12 protein-coding genes are annotated in these 14614 nt (G+C 38.1%); all 12 read right to left on the minus strand.

The features are described from left to right. Positions 1–19 precede the first annotated feature (19 nt). Positions 20–784, minus strand: coding sequence for a phosphocholine cytidylyltransferase family protein (locus tag ACFVSO_RS08745; protein WP_387472262.1), 765 nt, complete (start codon positions 782–784; stop codon positions 20–22). After that, positions 781–1392, minus strand: a complete 612-nt coding sequence (locus ACFVSO_RS08750) for a gamma-glutamyl-gamma-aminobutyrate hydrolase family protein (RefSeq protein ID WP_387472264.1) — start codon at positions 1390–1392, stop codon at positions 781–783. Before ACFVSO_RS08750 ends, ACFVSO_RS08745 begins: the two co-directional genes overlap by 4 nt. Further along, positions 1389–3704 carry a PEP-utilizing enzyme gene (locus tag ACFVSO_RS08755; protein WP_387472266.1) on the minus strand — a complete coding sequence of 772 codons (2316 nt, stop codon included), beginning with the start codon at positions 3702–3704 and terminating at the stop codon, positions 1389–1391. The genes ACFVSO_RS08750 and ACFVSO_RS08755 overlap by 4 nt, the downstream gene beginning before the upstream one ends. Before the next feature lie 148 nt (positions 3705–3852). Then, entirely contained in the window at positions 3853–4695 is an 843-nt protein-coding gene (locus ACFVSO_RS08760; protein WP_387472268.1) for a LicD family protein, read from the minus strand. A gap of 73 nt (positions 4696–4768) precedes the next feature. Next, the gene (gene plsY / locus ACFVSO_RS08765) at positions 4769–5392 is read right to left on the minus strand and encodes a glycerol-3-phosphate 1-O-acyltransferase PlsY (protein ID WP_387472271.1); all 624 of its coding nucleotides are present in this window, start codon (positions 5390–5392) and stop codon (positions 4769–4771) included. A 202-nt stretch (positions 5393–5594) separates the two neighbouring features. Next, positions 5595–6683: a phosphoenolpyruvate carboxykinase (ATP) gene (locus ACFVSO_RS08770; RefSeq protein ID WP_387472274.1), complete on the minus strand. Its 1089-nt coding sequence runs from the start codon at positions 6681–6683 to the stop codon at positions 5595–5597. A gap of 66 nt (positions 6684–6749) precedes the next feature. Continuing rightward, a complete protein-coding gene (locus ACFVSO_RS08775; RefSeq protein WP_387472276.1) occupies positions 6750–7871 on the minus strand; it encodes a phosphoenolpyruvate carboxykinase (ATP) in 1122 nt (373 codons plus the stop codon). A 28-nt stretch (positions 7872–7899) separates the two neighbouring features. Next, entirely contained in the window at positions 7900–9144 is a 1245-nt protein-coding gene (locus ACFVSO_RS08780; RefSeq protein ID WP_387472278.1) for a putative capsular polysaccharide synthesis family protein, read from the minus strand. A 248-nt stretch (positions 9145–9392) separates the two neighbouring features. After that, on the minus strand, positions 9393–10061 hold the full coding sequence (locus ACFVSO_RS08785) for a hypothetical protein (protein WP_387472281.1): 669 nt from the start codon (positions 10059–10061) through the stop codon (positions 9393–9395). A gap of 183 nt (positions 10062–10244) precedes the next feature. Next, positions 10245–11084: a class I SAM-dependent methyltransferase gene (locus ACFVSO_RS08790; protein ID WP_387472284.1), complete on the minus strand. Its 840-nt coding sequence runs from the start codon at positions 11082–11084 to the stop codon at positions 10245–10247. A 791-nt stretch (positions 11085–11875) separates the two neighbouring features. After that, entirely contained in the window at positions 11876–12793 is a 918-nt protein-coding gene (locus ACFVSO_RS08795) for a metallophosphoesterase (protein WP_387472286.1), read from the minus strand. Positions 12794–13416: 623 nt separating this feature from the next. After that, positions 13417–14583 carry an acyl-CoA dehydrogenase family protein gene (locus ACFVSO_RS08800; protein ID WP_387472288.1) on the minus strand — a complete coding sequence of 389 codons (1167 nt, stop codon included), beginning with the start codon at positions 14581–14583 and terminating at the stop codon, positions 13417–13419. Between the last annotated feature and the right edge of the window lie 31 nt (positions 14584–14614).

Consider the following 14614-nt stretch of genomic DNA (forward strand, 5'->3'; position numbering starts at 1 on the left):
CAGTACAACAAAACCCGCATCATTCAGGAGCTTTGTCATTTATGTTATCCGTGAGATATCCTCCAAATTCCTTTTCATAAAGCCGGATATCATTTTGATTATCACATTCAAGCCATAATTCATCCGTTGAGATAGTGCCTACTTCGTACCCCAAAGTCAGCATATGCTGTAACAGCATTGTCATATCCAAACGCTCCAGAGGTATTGTCATATCATTTTTTATTGCATTTTCAACGTTTTCCCAGCCACTAGGTGTGAAACGCAGCAGTCCCATGTATTGCCCTTGTATATCTTCCTTTGAGTTGGCCCTCCCTCCGATTTCTATTAATTTTCCGTCGACCATCTTAAACGTTTCCAAATCGTCAAATGGGTTTGCGAATCGCTTGCTCCATAGCTCCCAAAAACCTGTGTAATAGGTTATGGCTACGTCACCATCAGTTTCAATTAGCTTTTTTACAGCGGATGGATGAAATAAAATATCCGAATAACATACGACGATAGGTTCACTTCGAAGCCATTCCTCTGCCATAGTAAGTGAGACAAACATGTTGGTACTCTCCCAGTTTGGGTTGTGAAAGTACCGCACACCTTCAATTCGTATTTTTTCTTTTTTATAACCAGTGACAATGCCTATATCCGCACGGGTAAACCCTGCCGATTCCAAGCTCCTAATACAATGTTCTAAAATCGTTATTCCGAATAATTGCATCATGCATTTTGGAATTTCCGCTGTTCCTTCGTTCATACGGTTGCCGCGCCCCGCTGCTAAAATTATCGCTCTCATATTATTTCAGCCTTTCTATTCCAAATATTACGAAACAGTTCAATGTCCTCTTTGTTAAATGCCTCTTCCCTTTCGGGGTGCCACATAATCGTCATGATGGGTAACGTTGAATGTTTGGCAGATTCAACCATACCATCCATTGAGTAGGAAATCACTTCCAAACATGGTGGGACTATGTCTGTAGTTAAGCTATGATAGCTGTTGACTATTCGGTTTATCCGCCCTTTTACCGAATGCCATACGCCTATATGACCTTCCGTTTTTTTTAAACTACCTCCAAAATAGAGTATTATCGACTGCATCCCACGACAAACACCAATTAAGGGAGTTTTATTCGTCACGGCATAATCAAGCAGAAAAGCATCAATTTCGTCACGCTCTGGGGCGTTTCCACCGTACTTGACCGGGTTGTTTCCGCCGGTTAGCAAAATCCCATCAGGCGGAAACATTTTTAATATTTCCGGAAGTGATTGACAATCATTGGGCAAAGGGAAAGGAAGCGCTCCGGTTTCTCTTAAAAATGATGCCCACCGTTGGTCCAACGCATCTCTGCGTTCACCATAATCGTCTATTATATCCACTCTCTGGCTTATTAAAATTCGTTTCAACGGATTATTCCCACCTTTTTATTAGCGCAGTCAATATGTAGGGTTTGAGACTTTCTCCACTGTGTAAAAAGCTTTTCACCAACCCCTATAACTGCAGGGATACCTAGTTCACCCGCTCGTATAGCCATATGCGAATTTGCGCCGCCATATGCGGTGATAAAACCACGTATCGCATGCAAGAAAATCCAGTCGAAACCTGGATCAGCGGCAGGAATCATAATAATTTTATCCGCAATGGATTCATTACGCGAGTAATCTGTGCATACATCACCAACTACATTGCTCATCGTGATGAAATTTGGCTCACCGGATGGCAAGTGAAAAGAGTAGATATCACTTGGGTTAAGGATAACCGGCGGCAAGGTGAATGTCAGAGTCTGAGCATACTGCTTCCGTCCTTCGGCGATTGATTTTTCCAATGAAAATTTAACATCATCAGCACTAGAATACAGACGGTCAATAACTGAAACGTCCATAAAGGCCATTTCCTCACGGGTAAAGCCGTGCTCAGCACCCAATCTCTCTATTATCTCAAGCGCATCGGACAGGTTTTTGGTAAAAATAAACTTTGAGTTCTCCCGACCTTCAATCCCAGATTTTATAAATTTAAAAAGACCCAACACATCGCCTTCCAAACCATGCTCTTCCATTAGTTCTTGGATTGCGGTATATTGTTCCAATGTTAAGGTAAACTTTGCCTTCCCACCTTGTATATCTTCAGATTGACTCTTAGCTTTATTGGAAAAATATAGATTGGAAGCGGCGTCATAACGCTGCGAAGTAATATCGTATGTGCCGGGCCGGAGATGCCCGTACTTTCTCAAAAAAGCTGCTTCTGACAAATCACCCTGATCGGTTGTCATCTCTGAACCAACAGTATTGAGTTGCCCCATATAATTCTCATAATCTTGGTTTGAAAGGATGTCAATAGACACTAAAGATTTCAACAGTTGCACCGCGATAAAACCAGCCCTTGCCAGTCCAGCAAATGGAAGCGTGCCATATCTAATGCAATCTTCAAGCAGCCAATATGTTTTGCTAATTATATCTAAATCACTACTAATAATTATTTGATGACGTTCTTGTAGTTGTTTTATTTGTTCTATATCATCAATCCACAGACCGTTTGATTCGTTTATGATATTATTAGTGAGTTGTTTTAGTGAATTCATCAGCCTGTCTTGTTCATCTTCCTGAAACCCATGCTCGCTAAGAATCTTTATACGCTCAGGCAAATCAAATGTGTAACAGGAAAAAATGATATCAAACTCTACCTTATCGTGCTTGTCAGGTTGGACTGCAAGTTTGTCCAAGTAGTAGTCGACAAGCTTTTCTGTTAATCTTTCATCTATATCCTTGGGAATAAATGAATTAAAACTTACCCGAGTATCAATATAGGGCAGCCCGCAAAAGTCCATCATCAACGGGAAGCTATGCAGATTTTTGTATCCGTAGTTATTCCGCTGATACGCCCATGTCCTGTCGGTAATAATCCTGCGGTATAGTGAAAGTGAAAGCGGTTTTGGCCGCGTACCAATCATCTCCGCCGGGTTCCAGTCTGGCATAACGCCATAGATTGTGCGGTTACCCTTTACAAATGGTTTGGGGCTCATTTCACGTTCTAAAAACATTTGAATCCGGGACAGGGACATTTTTTGCTCGTTATAATCCGCCAAAGGCTTCACCATTACCAAAGGACGCGCTTGCAGCAGATATAATTCATCGGACATAGTAAGCGCGAATTCAATGTCGATTGTATTACTATCAAATAATTCCATCAATTCATAAGTCGCGTCAGCAATTCTGTCTAGGTACACATCACCGCTTTTACATCCATGAAAGAGATAACAGGTTTGCAAATCCTGTCCCGCGCCGGAGGTAACGGAATCGGTGGAACCTGATTTATCGTAGTTTATTACGAAATAATTTCCTCCAGTGTTAGGATCGATCGTAAATAAAACTCCGCTCATGGATATTTCGGTTAGCATAGGTTGTATTAAAATTTCATTATAGGGGTTATTATCCGTAAAGGAGCCCTTAACCATCTCCATTGCGAAAAGTATGTCTTCCGGCAGCACATTTGGAATTGATAAACACTTTCCTGCTTGCGATTCCAGGGAAGTATCTTCTGTTAATGTTGAAGACCGCACGATTAACGGCACGTCGAAGCGTTCTACTACTTTGGTGCGAACAGCATCTGGGGATGCTTGTAAGTCCGCAACCGTGAAACATAGTTGAGGAAACACTCGACTCTTAGTAACACGGTTTTCAAGTAATGAAAGAGTTTTAGCTTTAGTTGAGAAATTCAACATTATAGTCACCTTTTAATTTAATATCAGCACTGCACTATTGCTGGTGGTTAACTTATATCCAGCCTCTTATTGAAGCCCGTGGCACTCCACTTATACATTTTATAGAAATCCAACTTGAATAAAGCACGTGCAAATTAAACGTTTCTTTTTATTCAGTGTTCGCGTCCGGCGGTAATTGTATTTTTGCTGCGGGGTGACAAGCCGTGCGTTTTTCTGGCGGAGGTAATTGCATATAGTCGCCATAATTAAACTTTAAATAACTGTCGTAATCCTTGATTGCGGGAAATAAATAACCTTCAAACTCTATATCTTCCAAATTCTCAAATAATTTTCTCGAATATCCAAAAGTTCGACCTTTGGGCGTAGGGAAGGTGAGTATGCGAACCAATTTGGTTTCCTTTCGCTTCATTGAAAGCTTTTCAATTCTTCGGAGAACCCAAGTGTGAGGGACTATATTCAAAAAAGCATACCATGCCCTAAGAGCAGTTGTCCTGCTTGATTTACGACCAGCTTCTGCGTACAGGAGCTTACGCAGTACAAAACAAGTGAAGCAATGTAAGGCTCGCAAAGGAGCAATATCAGGAGTGCTATCCATGGGCCAGATATCCAGAAATATCCCAGTCCGCATTTTCATATGCTCTTGCCCCAAACGCACAAATTCTGTGTCCTTGCGACGGATTCGGGCATATCCCCAGCGGTAATGGGGGTCTGTTGTATGGTCTTGATAGAAGAATCTGCTTTGATCCAAATCCTTCTTACAAGCTTCCTTGAATTTTTCATATTCAGGCCTCATCATCGCTACATCCAAGTCGTCATCCCAAGGAATAAAACCACCATGACGAGCAGCACCAAGCATAGTGCCAAAAAAAAGACTATAGCTTATACCGTTTTTTTTGCATACCCGCTCAATTTCCAGAAGCATTTCTAGAAGAACCATCTGAAAGCTGCGAAGTTCTTTATCAGAGAGAATATGGACTTTATTTATTTTCATGTGTCCTCCCGTTTATGAGGCGACTAATTCCAAATTTTTATATTTTGACAACATACTCCTCATCGTCAAAAAATCAAAAAATAAGTTTATTTTCTGTTCCTAAAATTAGCCTATGAATATTTTCCTTATGCCTGAAAATAACCATAACCGCCATAAGACACGCAAATATATAAAAATATAAGGTATTTCCAAAAATAGGAACAAAGGAAATGACCGCAAAAAGTAATGTTGCACATATTGTGCCTAAAGAAACATACCGGGTCAACCCTACTATTATTACAAAAAAGCCAAGGCATACAAGGGCCATAATCCAATCGACCATAAATAATACAGCCACTGCTGTAAGTGCTCCCTTACCTCCTTTAAACCGAAAATATACTGGCCAGTTATGTCCTATAACCGCTCCTGCGCCTGCCACTAAAAGGCTTACGCAATCTTTAGCATCTCCTGAAGAAAAATAAACGCCAAGTAATAAACCTATATAACAAGCAAATACCCCTTTTAGTATATCTCCCATTAGAACAAACACTGCAGCAGATTTCCCAAGCACCCTAAGTGTATTGGTAAGTCCGGCGCTTTTGCTCCCATGGCTTCTTATGTCCTTGCCGTATATTCTACCTACAATCATGGCTGTATTAAGACTGCCTAAAAAGTAGCCCACAGCTAACGCCACAAAAAGCTTTAAAATATCAATCATCGTTTTTCACCCTTGGAATATATCTATTTTACTTAATCCTACTAACGGATGTTTTGTCCGAAAATAAACCATAATGACAATCTGCTGACCCGATGGCCGAAATAATAGTCATTGTTCAAACACGTAATCGTCGTCGGGAATGGCTGGCTCTATTGAGTAAGGTTCTAACCGAGGATGCCAATGAAATGATGCAATGAAATCCTTAATTTAAAACGAGATCATCCGATCCTAAAATCTCCGCAACATTATCATTACTTAAGTATTCCTTACCTTTAATCTCCATAAAAATACATCGTTCTAAGGCATGTGACAAGTTAAGAATATGCGGCTTTAACTCTTCCATCTCTACAGGCTCGACCAAACTATGCCAATCGATATACTTATACTTGATACTTGGCTCGATGTGCTCTATTACTCTTATTGAGTCGGTAGCCTCAATTCTTTCGATAGAAAGTAATTCCTTTTCAAGAACATTAGGCAATAAAATAAGATCAAGCGGTAAGGGACCTTTTGCATATTCGTATCCCAACGATGATTTAAGTATATGAGCTGGAAATAGTATTTTAGCCTCAGGCGTGTTTGGGTCAATATCATATCCTAGTTTAATTAAGTTTTCAGATAACTTGGGGTGTTTGAGGATTGTTCCATATCCTATACTTGGATAATCTGGCCAACCATATGCGTAGATAATACTGTCCTTAATTCTTAAAATTAACTTATCTCCAGTTAGAAATTTAAAACCATGCCTCGCAACAAACTCTAATAAAAATGTTGATTTACCTGCCCCTTTTTTACCAACAATTGCGATATTCTTCTTTCCGTTAGTTACTGCAGAAGCATGAAGAACCAAAGAACCTCGGCGTTCTTCCAATCTAATCAACAGGTCTCTGATAAAATCAATCACTTGGTAGGAAGATTTCTCCGATACAAAAAGTTGAGCACTTCTTTTCACCTTATCCAATACCAACGCAGTCCTAGAGTGAGTTGAATCAATAATTTCTGTATTTTGATCTGCTGTATGGCTTTTCTCTCCATAAAGGTTAAAATAATCATAGAGGTTTTTTCGAATAATGATATTCTTAAACATTTGGGTCTTATAGTTTTCTCTACTAAACTCTTCATAAGGCCTGACTGTTATATTAATGTCTACATTTCTTGATTTTTCTTGTAATATAGTAAAATGACTACTGAAAAAGTAGAATACTTCATTCATCAAAGGCAAACATCTACTGTCAATTTCGAACTGAAGCTTGGAATCAATGAAACTTAGTGAGTACACCTCTGTGTCCATAGTCTAATACTCCCCTTGCATTTATAATTTAATCCCATTTATTTAAGACAAAAACCAATTTTGATTTCAAACTTTTTCTCTTAATACAATGTTTGATATATCACAAAACAATTCATTTTTCTTTTTAGCATCTAGAATGCCGTATTTTAATATACATATTCTAGGCATTGAGTGAAATACATTAGCAAAACTAGATATATCAATTAACGGATCATTTAACTCATGGAAAAATGGAGACCAGACATAGCTATGGTATTGATAAAATGTTGATTTTTGTAATAACGACAAATACTCATTATTATCGCTAAATTCTATAGAATAATCAGTTTTAGAAAAATCAATTGATGGAATTATTATCAATTCCATCTTCGAAACAAATGACAAATGGTGCATTGTAAAAATGCTATCTAATAAGCTTGGTAAAAACTCTATTTTGTTATTAATAAAATCATAATGTTCTGCGTTATTAAAATACTCTGACAAAGGTCCGTTATTCTGGACAGTCTCTTTACTTAATCTAATACATTGAGGATAGGCGGTTAAGATAATTGAATCATTTTCATTTTTGCACAATACAGCGTCGTTCCCAATATAACTTGCACCACCTTCTAGTAGGTGGCTCAATAAAGTAGATTTTCCAGCACCTTTAAATCCTGGCATTAGTATGCCTTTACCATCTATTGAACATGCTGAAGCGTGCATAGTTATATATCCTGATTCTTGATACTTCGCTGCTATCGGTTCTCTTACAAGATTTCGTATATAACTATATTCATTTATTTTATGTTCATGATAAAAATGAGTAGTGTTATTCTCTAAATCAATACAGGTTAAACAGGCTACATTCTGTATATTATGGAGGAAATAATGCTTTTCTTTAACTACCATATTCATCACTGATGCATTTTTAAATAATCCAGTTGTAAACGTTAATTTGTTAACATCTATGATATCTTCTATGGTTGAAACCTGATGTGACACAACAGACCATCCTGCGACTGTATTTAAAGAGTCTTTAACAGTCCAAAAGTGACCAAAGCAATTTATAATTGCATTAATTTCTTCGTAATCAGTTGAATAAAATGTAACATCTATCCCATTATGAGAAATGCAAACTGATTTCATATCACTGGTCATCTCTATTCCCCTTTTCGAATCACCAATTGTGCGGTTATCATATTTCTCCATTACATCCACCTGTTAACTCCACTTGGCGTTAGTCTGCTATGTTGTTTTGCCACTTCAATAGAAAAGATTTCTTTTCTTCTTCACTGTAAAAGTGATCCATGTAGCGATTGCCATTATAATATAGCGAAACGACTTCACGAGGGATTTTTACAGACTCCCGTATGCTTTTATACAATTCTTTATAATCTTTTTCACTCGCGATGTTTACATTGAATAACTTAAAATTTGGCGCGTTAGCAAATTCGCCGACAACCTGCTCTAAATCATTCAATTTCTCCAATTTCACTACCAATACTTCGATATTATCCTGTTTTATGATTGAATATCCTTTTTCCTTGTCAAATGGATGGTTATACACATCAACTCCAAATACCTCCTTCAACTCTTTATTAAACCACTCGAATTGATATCCATACTTACATTTCCCATTCTGTATAGCTCGTTTTCTAATACCTTCAGCGCACGCTTCCAATAAAGAATCATCAGACGACAGATATCCATGTTTAACAAGCTCACTCAAATGCAATAAAAATTGCGAATAATCTCTGCTTAAAGGCTCCCTTACCAAGGTAATTATTTTTAAGTGATTTGCTTGTTTTATTTTATCGCTACAATACCGTGAACTTTTGCGAATTGTTTCTAATTCCATAGGTTCCGGTTCCCATACCAGCTCGGGTATTAGATCATATATAAAATAATCCGTAAACATATGAACATGAGTAACATTAACACCTATTGTAGACAGGCTGTTGCAAATAGTTGAAGATCCGACTTTACCGGGTTGGTATACTAAAATATCACTTTCACAATAGTGTTCGGGGCACCACCAATTTAAATATATATTGCGTTTTTCATCATTCGGTAAAGTCCCTTTGTAGCGCTTTATAGTTCGATACCATTCGTCGATCCGGGAATCATTTAAATTTTGCATTATAAGGTTATCAAATTCTGAAAGCGTATATATACGGTCGGCTGCAATATCTAAACATTGCAATTTATCCGCTATTTCTTTATGAATGGTTGATAATGCTGTAACAATTACGATAAGTGATTCACAAGCGGACATTTTTTCTAATTCTTCCGGCGATATGATCGGCAAACCACTCATATGCCCTGTTTTGTAAGTATCACAGAAATAGGTAACATCTACGTTTTTAAAATAATTAGTTAATATTTTATACGTCTCTACCCCCGTCACTCCCGCACCGTAGAGTACAATTTTATTTTCGAATAAACTTTCGAATTTTTTTTGAATTTTTAGGTTATTAGTCATTGTCCATTATTCTCCTTAATAATTTTGCTTCTGCGCTTGCGAAAAGGGGAGCAGAATACCTCGCGCATCGATCTTGTCTAGAAGAAAAGGAATTACAACGTCCACATAATGGTAAAATAGCTGAATCAATTGAAATCTCCGACTTTCGCTTATCTAAAGGGTGACGCTTACATAAACCAGTTCGAACGATACCCCCTAATGCTATCACAGGCGTTTCGCGGCTGTTGTGAGCTAGAGGATCAATATTATTAACGTTGTGTGCATATGATAGAGCTTATATCATTTCTTATTGACTCAGAGCATGCCAAAATAAAATCTTCAATATCTACTTTAGTAAAATATCTTATCGGGTTGTTAAGTTTGCTTTCACCGCCAACAAACCATTTAAGCGTTCGTTCCTTCCACAAATTAATTTCTTGTGCGGTCAATAAATCCAAAAAGTCTGAAGTTTTTGCGGCTTGCAGGTGCTGCCATACACCAACCTTCCAACTACTCTCTTTAAATATCATTTGATCCAGGATTTCAGTATCGTTGTAATACGCCCCATCCATGTCCAGTACAGGTGATGGATCGTTTTTATAATTCTCAGCAAATTTATGATAAATGCGTTTTATCCAGTAAACATCGGTTAAAAGATGAAAACAATATCCCCATAAGAAATCCACATCTGTTTTGCTTTGATTTTCTTTAATGAAACCAGATAGGGATTTGACGTAATCAATCTCATTAACATTTAGCCGTCTTTGATCTATTGGATTTAAGTGGGTTTTTCTTTTCGCAAATTTGTCAGAACTAGACCGCATATGTATAGCATCGGGAGAAATAGAACCAAGGTAGAATTGAGATAAGTCCACCACTTTGAATCCCTTTTCAACTATATTTCTCGCAACACTTAAATGAACCATCGGTAGCGGCATGCTTACACATCCTTGTCTCAAATAACAAACCTAATTGCACCGCTTACGCCTCGGCGACATACTCATTCTCTTACTTCGACCGAGACAGTAACAACATTCGAAAACCTTGCTTTGCTTCAGGCATCTTTTCTGGGCTTATCTGCATATCGCATTCTTATAGAAACTAGAACTTATTTTTTTCTTTCACACTTTCGGCTCTGACTTTGGTTTCGTTATCTCCGTATTCTTTTTTAAAACACAAAAGGTCGCCGAATGTAATATTTCAAACGATTCCGGCTGTTTTTCCATAAACCCCCAATGTTCTCTTTCAAATAATGCTATTTGTTCCTGTGTTAGTGATGATGCGCCAATTGCCCTGGTTGCTTTTATTCGTCCATGCCAAGTTTCCCGTGTGAACAGCAAGGAAACATCGAATGCAAACGATGTAGCCACTTCAAACCCCAATGAAGTATCCACTTTATATGATGTTGGTATTCCGTTGCTGTCAAAAGAGGGACGGGTATATCCAGCTCCATTCCACGATTGATTATATTTTAGTACAAGTTCTTCACTTCCTTTTGCAATAGAACTTTCTCCAGGAAGGTGTATTAGCGACATGATAGCAAGGTGTCCATCGTCCTTAATCATCCGGTAAAGACGAGGAAGCAAAATCGCTTTGTCAAAATAGGTGAAACACATACAAGCCAATACAGTATCAAAGGTACCGTCATGAAAGTCTACTTCTTCAGCGGGCGAAACGATGTACTCTATATTCATTCCTTCAGACAACTTTCGCGCCAGCGCTATTTGATTCTCAGAAATATCTGCGCCAATAAATTTAGCGCCGTACTTAACAAGTTGACGAGGCAATACGCCAGTACCGGTTCCCAAATCAAGTACCTGCTGACCTTTTCTGCACAACCCTAGGTCATGAATTTTTTGATAAAACACATCCGGATAAATGTCGCGGTATTTGGTATAATCCTCAGAAATTCTGCCAAAATCAAAAGCATTCCCATTGTCTATATGGTCAAATGTTATCATATCTCTATCCCCCCCCATTTTTATCTGAAAGAAATTGCAGCAACCTCTATATCAATATTTTCACTGAATTCTATCGCTGTTTATATCGCGTCACCAAAGTACCATAATGATGGAATCCTAGACGTAAGATGATTAGTACGCTTTAGCCCTTCGGCGTATCGGGCAAGTGTGCTCATTTACAGAACCAAACAATGGATATTTTTGTGCGTTACAAGGCTTCAAAGAGCCCTGCCACAACAACCAGAATAAAATAATTATGTGCAGCTCCAGAGAACATCTTTTTTCTCTTTAGCCTATTTTATACAATATAATGTATTCTAAGTATATTTTATTAATTATAATTATATCTATATCATTATACCAAAAATACCATATTTGTCAATGAATGATTACGCTTTCGTGACGCATTCAGTAGAACGTCTCTTCCGTTATAAAGCCTTCCGATTCCGTTTAGTTGTTGCTTTTGTTCCACAAACTGGCGTGGTTTTGATATCAAAATACAAAATACTGGAGATAGCCCATTTCCTTTCTTTCGAACTCCATTAGAATTCGATTCAAACGAAATTGCTTACTTGCAGCTAAAAAAGGATTTAGAAGATCAGCTCATTTCATCCATAACAGTTTAGAAATTATAATATGCTAGAAGTAAGCGATTCATTTCGTTGTGGGTGATACAAATCCATTATAGATGCCGGGCACATCGTATCTGGCTGTGTACGCAGTTCAATATCTGAGCGTATCATGATGTAGTTTTATAATAATAATCAAACTTATAAATTTGATTCCTAATATTAACCTTCATTTGGGAATTTTATTGGATTGGTGTCGGGCTCTAAAGAAACGATAAATTCATAACCTGGTTGTTTTTCGTAGGTTTCGGTATAAGTATTGAATACATGAAGACCGATCTTGTTCACACCTGGTTGAAATTTCAGGATTCGAATGCGGCCTTCCCCTCCTCGTGGGGTACACTGCCAATTCTGAAAAGACTGGAGAATAGTGTTGCCCTTCTCTCCCCTATCCGTTCGGTAACTAACGTCCTCATAGATTTGATGTCCAGAGAAAACACCCATCAAGTTCGCATGCCGTTTGAATGACTTATGCCACATATCTTCCCCGTCATTTGCACCAAAAGCTCCTGCATACATTTTGGGATTATGTAAGCTTCCAGGTTTGTTTCTTTCTCCGTCCATAAACATGTAGCAATGAGTGATGATTATAGTTTTATGATCCGGGTTAGCTTCCAGTATTTTGTCTGCCCATTCAAGGACTTCGTCTCTGGGACCGAATTCCAGACCGATAAATAAATAATTCTGGCCTTCCACGTTAATCTTGACATAACTGTTTTCGGCTTTTCCTGCTTCGTAAGCTTCGTTAAACCACGGTTTGTTGCGATATCGGTGGACCCCAAAATAGCGATTGAACATCGACAAACTTCTGTCATTAAGAACCATATTATCATAATCATGGTTTCCGGGGACTATCAGATAAGGGATGTCCATTTTATCTATCTTTTCCCAAGAGTTACATGCGTTCAGAAATTGTTGCTCTACAGCCCCATGATCCACGACATCACCCAAATGCAGAATCATTTTTAGATTTATTTCCTCAGCATTTTCAACAATCCAATCAGTCATCTTGTTGAATATTGCAGGAAACTTTGCCGATAAGGCTTGCGTGTCGGGAATTACAACAACCGAAAATTCCATCAATTTGCTCCCACCTGTCCATAATCATAATTTATATATAAAGTTATTTTATACCAGTTAATTATCAATGTCTTTAATTTGAGCAGCTCATCCCCCGAAAATTTATTGTAGATGATAATCCATTGATACAAAGGGGTTAGGGTTTCATTTTAGTTGCTTTTTAATCACTAGCGTTGCATAAAACCTCATCACTTATAGTGAACCAGTTTTTTGAAAACAATTTTCAAGGTGCAATAAAAAAGGTCAGACCGCCTTCAAAGTTAGTCCTTTCATTTGGTTGATTTGCGTAAATTTGTTCAGCGATGGTTGCGAATTCGCCGCCTTCCTTTAGAAGAGCGACTGCTTTTTCTTGAGTTGTTTAAACCACTGGCCATGCGGTTGCCATAAAAGCTTTGTTAACCAGCGAGTAGGCTGTGTTGCACCTTCGTTTCCAGCTTCATCAGCATAAGCAAGCAAAATTCAATCAAAGCAATTCAAATCTTGTTGGTTACAGCATGCTCAGTTATGCCATAGAGGTGCTTGATTTGCAGGTGCAGTTTGAAGAAATCTCAATTACTGAAACCGACCCTGGATTTCGTGCCAGCAAATCCCTAGTTGATACTGACATACATAGCCTTCATGTACTAACGCTCTAAAATTGTTAATTTTCCATTAATCATTTTTAACTTTTCGTTGCTCAGCATGATTCGAGATGAACGAATATCTCGATAGACTCTTTCGATGGACGTAACATCATTTTTAAGATATCCCAGCTTTACACCGCCTAATTGAACCAATGCATCCATGACTTCATTCAGCATTTCCGATGAAATAATTTTTAAGTTATTTACTTTTATTTTATAAGTATTCGAAAAGATAGCATTTCCTTCTTTATTCGCAGAGTAATAGGATATAAAGTCATGCAAATACGTTTCGACAATATCGAGTTTCAATCTGATTTTGCCAATCTCATGAGAGAATAAATCAGAGTCAAGATTATAATTATTCCTGTATGTTTTACTTCTTATTATTCTCATAAAAGCACGGAATTCACTTGCAACTGCACCAAGCCAACTAGATGCCCACAATATATGGCCGACTGGGTTCATGACTTCATTGCAGACTTGATCATACATCGCAGATGTAATGACTTGATCTTTCGGGACAGAACCTACCAAGGAAATTTCACAACTCTGGGTCCCTCTCATTCCAAGCGACTTCCATGAAGCAGTATTAAGATCAACAGATATTTGTTCTCGTTCTGCGATTACAAAAGAAAGCTGAGGATTCAATTCCTTTTCCTTCATGCTAATTAAGAATACATCCCCATAACCTGCACCCGTTACTGTCGGCGCATGACGTTCCAATACATAGTTCTTTTTAGTCTCCTCAAGAAAAGATGCGGTTGAACGTCGTCCTTTGGGTTCACGATAATCGGAAGTGACAGAAACGACATAGACTTCGCCACTTGCAATTTTTGGCATCAGTCGTTTTTTTAGATTTTCATGGGCAAACGAAGCAATAATCATCACTTGCTGCAAGTGCATCGAAAAAATCATTCCTGTGGACAAACAAGCCCCGGAAATGATTTTACAAATGTTTGCTATCGAATGGATAGGAATTCCGGGTCCCCCATACTCAGCGGGTACGGCAATTCCCATTAGTCCGGTTGTCCGCAAAAGATTAATCGAGGCTGTCGGGAATACCCCTAATTCATCTACTTCCCTGGAATGAACAGCTATTTCTTTTGCAACTTCAACTGCGGTATTTCTCCATACATCCATTACTTCTTCTTGAATATTAACATTCATAATTCCTTCACCAATCCCCACCTTTTTATGA

The organism is Paenibacillus sp. NPDC057967 (assembly GCF_042887015.1).
Lineage (GTDB): Bacteria > Bacillota > Bacilli > Paenibacillales > Paenibacillaceae > Pristimantibacillus.